This window comes from Thalassotalea mangrovi, assembly GCF_005116735.1.
Taxonomy (GTDB): Bacteria; Pseudomonadota; Gammaproteobacteria; order Enterobacterales; family Alteromonadaceae; genus Thalassotalea_A; species Thalassotalea_A mangrovi.
On the sequence record NZ_SWDB01000019.1, the window covers coordinates 1 to 5,753 of the forward strand.

At 44.3% G+C, this 5,753-nt stretch carries 8 protein-coding genes; 5 read left to right on the forward strand and 3 right to left on the reverse strand.

All coding sequences use genetic code 11. The features are described 5' to 3' along the window. Positions 1 to 211: 211 nt before the first annotated feature. Complete coding sequence (locus tag E8M12_RS08390) at positions 212 to 775, forward strand: HdeD family acid-resistance protein (protein WP_169303082.1); 564 nt, start codon at positions 212 to 214, stop codon at positions 773 to 775. A 2-nt stretch (positions 776 to 777) separates the two neighbouring features. Here E8M12_RS08390 and E8M12_RS08395 read toward each other — a convergent pair whose 3' ends face one another. Continuing rightward, positions 778 to 1,401, reverse strand: a complete 624-nt coding sequence (locus E8M12_RS08395; protein WP_136735703.1) for a glutathione S-transferase family protein — start codon at positions 1,399 to 1,401, stop codon at positions 778 to 780. A gap of 220 nt (positions 1,402 to 1,621) precedes the next feature. Between E8M12_RS08395 and E8M12_RS08400 the strand changes: the two genes are divergently transcribed. Together E8M12_RS08400 and E8M12_RS08405 are read left to right on the forward strand one after the other, a co-directional pair. Next, entirely contained in the window at positions 1,622 to 1,861 is a 240-nt protein-coding gene (locus E8M12_RS08400) for a hypothetical protein (protein ID WP_136735704.1), read from the forward strand. Between the two features lie 261 nt (positions 1,862 to 2,122). Then, complete coding sequence (locus E8M12_RS08405; protein WP_169303083.1) at positions 2,123 to 2,485, forward strand: DUF1294 domain-containing protein; 363 nt, start codon at positions 2,123 to 2,125, stop codon at positions 2,483 to 2,485. Positions 2,486 to 2,544: 59 nt separating this feature from the next. On the opposite strand, the gene E8M12_RS08410 is transcribed toward E8M12_RS08405, so the two are convergent. After that, on the reverse strand, positions 2,545 to 3,153 hold the full coding sequence (locus tag E8M12_RS08410; protein WP_246034076.1) for an FMN-dependent NADH-azoreductase: 609 nt from the start codon (positions 3,151 to 3,153) through the stop codon (positions 2,545 to 2,547). A gap of 177 nt (positions 3,154 to 3,330) precedes the next feature. Here E8M12_RS08410 and E8M12_RS08415 point away from each other — a divergent pair, with 177 nt between their 5' ends. Beyond that, positions 3,331 to 4,242: a LysR family transcriptional regulator gene (locus tag E8M12_RS08415; protein ID WP_136735705.1), complete on the forward strand. Its 912-nt coding sequence runs from the start codon at positions 3,331 to 3,333 to the stop codon at positions 4,240 to 4,242. 110 nt (positions 4,243 to 4,352) lie between these two features. Next, positions 4,353 to 5,060, forward strand: a complete 708-nt coding sequence (locus tag E8M12_RS08420; RefSeq protein WP_136735706.1) for a pirin family protein — start codon at positions 4,353 to 4,355, stop codon at positions 5,058 to 5,060. Positions 5,061 to 5,104: 44 nt separating this feature from the next. Here E8M12_RS08420 and E8M12_RS08425 read toward each other — a convergent pair whose 3' ends face one another. Further along, the gene (locus E8M12_RS08425; protein ID WP_136735707.1) at positions 5,105 to 5,569 is read right to left on the reverse strand and encodes an EVE domain-containing protein; all 465 of its coding nucleotides are present in this window, start codon (positions 5,567 to 5,569) and stop codon (positions 5,105 to 5,107) included. Between the last annotated feature and the right edge of the window lie 184 nt (positions 5,570 to 5,753).

The window sequence follows — 5,753 nt, forward strand, 5'->3', positions numbered from 1 at the left end:
ATCTATATTAATGAAATATAGGGCCGTAAATGGGCCTCTGACAAACTCCCTCCGGGTGAGTTTTAAAGGCGTTTATCCTGCGTTACTGATTTTGACAATGGAGTGACCATTCTCTGCAATCAAAGCCTTGTCTAAACGCCTTTAAATTCTCACTGAGTGAGCAATAATTCAATGTGATTGGTATAGTTCCATGAACTTCGGGAGAACGTCTATGAGTATTGAGTCCGAGGCTATTCAGGATACATCTCGTGTCGGCATGGCCTTTGGTATTTTTATCCTGATCCTTGGCATCCTGGCAATGGTCGCGCCGATGATTACCGGCATGAGTATATCGGTGATCGTTGGATTGATTTTGCTGTTTGCCGGTATTGTCCAGCTGATGTTTGCGTTTAAAGCTCAAAGTTTCAGCAGTGGCTTGTTTAAATTTCTATTCGGGGGCATTTCTACCTTAGGTGGATTGTTTATGATGGTTATGCCTGCGTTAGGGTTGATGACGTTAACCATCGTATTACTCGTCTATTTCATATTTGAAGGGATTTTCACCCTGTTTGTTGCGTTTCAGGTTAAACCTCAACGGGGCTGGGGTTGGATGCTGTTTAGCGGAATTGTTACCCTGGCTCTTGCGGCAATGATATGGGCAAGTTGGCCGGTATCCGGAGCCTGGGCGGTCGGCATATTGGTGGGTGTACGTCTGCTGTTTTCAGGCATTTCCATTATTGTTACGTCGCTGGCGACCAGGCAACTGTCAGAGAGCATCGAAAAGGTGGTGAATTAAATTCAGATCCCCAAAGACGTCAACATAGGTAGCGCATCGGCCAGCACCTTTTGGTAGGAAGGGCGCTCCTGAGCTCGCTGAAAATAACTGTGTAAATGCTCATAATCGGCAAATGGCATAAACCGCTCCGCGTAAAGCAATGGAGGAATCAGGGCGCAATCAACCAGGGTGAAACCCTGCCCCATAACCCAGCTATTCCCCTCTAACAATCCGTTAAATTGTTGATAACAATAGATAAGGTATCGTTTGGCGTTGTCTATCTCGGCTTGTTGGCAATTTTGTGCAAACATCAGGGTGACGATAGAGTCATTCAGATATAGGTCTGCGATTCTATCAAGCAGTCGCAATTGTCGATTTTCATCACTATTACCGGCTGGAATTAAGCGAGTGCCAGAGTCAAAATGACTATCGAGGTATTCAATGATGATGGTGGATTCAGGAATCAATTGCTGGTTCTCCGTCACCAGAACCGGGATTTTACCGAGTGGATAAATGACGCGGAATTCTTCGACCTGTTGTGAGTCGAGAATGTTGACTAACTGTGGCTCGAATACCACCTGTTTCTCATACAGGGCTAACAGCACTTTTTGCGAGTACGTTGAAATGGGATAATAATAAAACTTCATCTTATCTCCCTACCTCTTCAACAAATCTGTTCACAAGTGTAGTCAATAATGACCGTTTCAGCGTTTCTATTTCTGTGCACGTAATTCAGGCAATCAGGAAATGTCAATATGTTTTCAGTAAGTTAATTGAAAAATAACAATAAATTAACACTGTTCAAGGAAGGTATTTTTGGGTATCTTGAAGAAGATTTAAAAAATATATCCCAAGGAATGTTGTTTCATGGATAAAGATCAATATCTTATTTCTTGTAATAAACAATTGTTGAACATGTTTGAATTAACCAAGCAAAATCAGATTTCCGATCGCCAGAAGTTTCGATTGGAAGGTTATATGCAGGCGGGTATTGAACTGGGAATATTTACCAAAGAACAGGCCGATAAAATCATGAACCGCGCACATCGGCAAGTCTTTACTGAAGATTCAGAAACTGAGTCAGAGCAAGTAACAGCAACTAGCTAAACTTCCCCCCAACGGCTATTTAACAGATAGATAAGGGTACCGGTTAATTTCGATATGGTATCGATGTCAAGTTAACAGGCGCACCTTAGCCATCTTTTTGGTGCAATTCAATCGTTATCGGCTGGATAGTCTGTACCAGCGGGATCGAGATAATTGCCTGCCAATAATGACGATGGCCAAGAGACGCAAACCTAAAGGAATGCCTGCAAATATCGAGGCAATCGGTACGTTAACATTCGAACTGCAAGGGAGGTAATTCGTATGCGTCAGGGAACATTAATGCGGCTGTTTCCAGCCAGTATATTTATGATGACGTTGGCTTTAGCCTATCTACCGGGATTGATTCCCAGAGAGATGTTTTTAGGTTATCTCGGGGTGAGCCTGTTTACCTATCTGGCTTATGCGACCGACAAACACTCGTCGGAGCGGGGCGGCAAGAGAACCCAGGAAAGTTCATTGCATTTGCTTTCAACCATTGGTGGTTGGCCAGGAGCGGCTTTTGCTCAGCAGATTCTCAGACATAAAACCCAAAAGCCGTCGTTTCGAGCCGTATACTGGATAACAGTTCTGGCTAACATTGCGTTATTTGCCTGGTATTTGTCACCGTACAATGTGTTGCTCTAAAGGCCTTCAGGCCCTGACCGATGGTTATCGGCCATGACCTGATGATGAGCTGATAGGAGTTATGCGACTTCTTGTGCCATACGTTTTAAGGCATTATCCGCCGCATTCATGCTTTGTTCGGCGTTTTCCATGGCAAGCCCTTCCGCATAAACAAACTCAATATCCTTGATACCAAGGAATGCAAATACGTTGCGCAAGTATGCGGTCTGCGTGTCCAGGTCGGTACCTACGTAAGCACCGCCGCGGGCGGCAACGATGACAACTTTTTTCCCTGTCAGCAAACCTTCTGGCCCATTTTCAGTATATCGAAAGGTGACACCGGCACGAGCAATACGATCAATCCAGGCTTTGAAAACCGAAGGGACGCCGAAGTTATACATGGGCATGCCAATTACGATTAAATCATTATCCTGCACTTGTTGAATCAAACTATCTGAGCGTTGTGCCAATTGCTGTTGCTGTTCGCTGCGCTCGCTATCTGCCGTCATCCAGGCTGCCATTTCTAAACCGTCCAAATGTGGTAACGCTAAAGCGTTGAGATCCAGCCTGCTGACATTTACCTGGCGTTGCGCCTGAATATTGGCGACAAATTGTGCTGCCAGTTTTGACGAGTTACCCTGCTCAGCATTGAGCGAAGTGTTTATTAACAAGATATTGTTATTCATCATGATTCACCTTTTATCACCTATTCCACCCAATTTGCTGCTTCGCGTGCATAACAGGCGGTATTAACCAAATTTAAGACGCTATTTTAATTCGTTAAATTTGATTTTAAATTACAATTTAATGGATTAATTAATCGATAAATAAGAATATATGAGGCTACAACCAGGTAGGATCAAACGATGCTGAAAGTAACTCTCGAACAATGGCGAATGTTTTGGGCAGTGGCAGAATATGGCGGTTTTAACCAGGCGGCCAATGCCATTCACAAGAGTCAGTCGAGTATTCACCACGCTGTACATAAGTTGGAAGAATCCCTCGGGGTCAAACTTTTACAAACCAAGGGCCGAAAAACGGTACTGACCGATGCGGGTGAACTGATGCTGCGTCGGGCCAATTTTCTATTAGATGAAGCCGGTAAAGTTGAAGCGGTCGCGCAAAGTCTCAGTGATGGTATTGAAAGTCGCCTGCGCATTGCCGTCGATGAAATTTTTCCGCAGGAGCTTCTCTACCAGGTTCTTGATGAAACCTCGAAACATTTTCCATTACTGCGCATTGAATTACAGGAATCAGTCCTTACCGGGGCCAGTGAATTGCTGGAAAAATCGGAAGTTGATATCGCAATTTCTCCATATCCGTTAAAAGAAGGGTTTAGCGAAGAATTGTGCCAAATCGAATTTGTTGCCGTTGCTAACCCAGAGCATCCACTGCATAGCCTGAAAGCGCCGTTAACCTTGCAGGATTTAAAAACTCATCGGCAGATAGTGGTCAGGGACTCAGCAATTTCTGCGCAAAAAGATGTGGGGTGGTTGGGTGCCAATCAACGCTGGACGGTCAGTCATATGCGCACTTCTATCGATATGATCAGCTCAGGGCTAGGGTTTGCCTGGTTGCCACTACCGGCAATCGTTGCTGAGTTGGACAGTGGCAATCTAAAGCCGTTGCCATTGCAACAGGAAAGACGGCGTAGCGCGCTGTTGTATCTGATGTTTAATGATGCTGATCGATTGGGTCCGGCGGCCAGGCATTTTATTGGAGAGTTACGCTATCAGACCATGAATATGCCAACCAGTGAGCAGATTATTGATGATTAATCGGCATATATTCTAATTATTAGAATGATATTTGTATTTTTTGCTAATTTTTATTTGTTTAAGTGAATAATAAACTCATTTCATTAGATTCGAATAGTAAGGAGCAGCTAATGAAATACATTCGCAAAGCCGCAGACAGAGGCACGGTTAACTTTGGCTGGTTACACAGTCAACACAGTTTTTCGTTTGGACACTATTATGATCCCAAACATATGGGGGTGTCGGTACTGCGGGTGATAAATGATGACATTGTCCAGCCAGGGCGAGGATTTGATACCCATGGCCACCGGGATATGGAAATAATTTCCTATGTGATTTCTGGTGCGCTTGAGCATAAAGACAGTTCTGGAAATATCTATACCGTTCCTGCCGGGGAAGTTCAGAGGATGAGTGCCGGTCGAGGAGTCATGCATTCGGAATACAATGCGTCAGATAAAGAGGCGGTAAATTTTTTACAGATTTGGATTCAGCCAAACGTATTTGGTACACAGCCGGGTTACCAGCAAAAACGCATTGACCAAGATGGCCGGTTAACGCCCCTGGTAACCCCAAACGGCAAAGACGGGTCCCTGACCATGCAGCAGGACGCCAGCCTGTCTCGATTGCGGCTAGACGATGGAGAAAGCTTTACCTTGAAAGTCAGCGATCATACGCCAAATCGCGTCGGGTATTTACATCTCGTTCGTGGCACCGTATCGGCAAACGGTGAGCAATTCAGTGCCGGTGATGCGTTTATGACGGAAGCGGGAGACAATCTTGATGTGATTGGACAAGGTGATGAGGTTGAAGCGCTTTGGTTTGATTTACCCGCCATTTAATTGCCGGATAAACCTTACAGGGAGCATTTGCTCCCTGTTTACATTCAGGTTTTGTTTCTTAGCGCGATGATAAATTGCCAGTGTTTTTCTTCAACCGGTTGAATCGATAACCGACCTCTGTTTACCAAGATCATATCTTCAAGTTGCGGCTGTTGTTTCAATAGTGACAGTGGAATAAGTCTGTCGAATTTTTCGACAAAGCCAACCTGCACCGCAACCCAGCGGGGATTTTCTTCGGTAGATTTTTCATCATAATATTTGCTGGTCGGGTTAAACTGAAAGGGATCCGGAAACGCTTCTTTAACGATTTCACCAATTCCGGCGATACCAACATCTTTGCAACTGGAATGGTAAATAAAGACTTTATCGCCAACCTCCACTTTATCACGCATGAAATTGCGCGCCTGATAATTACGAATACCTTCCCAACATTCGCCATCAGCACCTGTTTTTGCCAGATCGTCGATGCTAAATTCGTCTGGCTCAGTTTTAAATAACCAGTAGTTCATTTAACTCTCCCTTAAGGCCTGTTGAACGTTGCAGGCCGAATTTTGTTCAATAACTGTTTTTAATCGTAACTATATATGCTGCTTGTCTTTTAGTGCAAAGGTTATAGCAATCACATTAAGTTTGTGCACAACTCAGAGTTAGGGCAGAGGTTCAGTTACAACATAGATTTCATTGATATAGTCA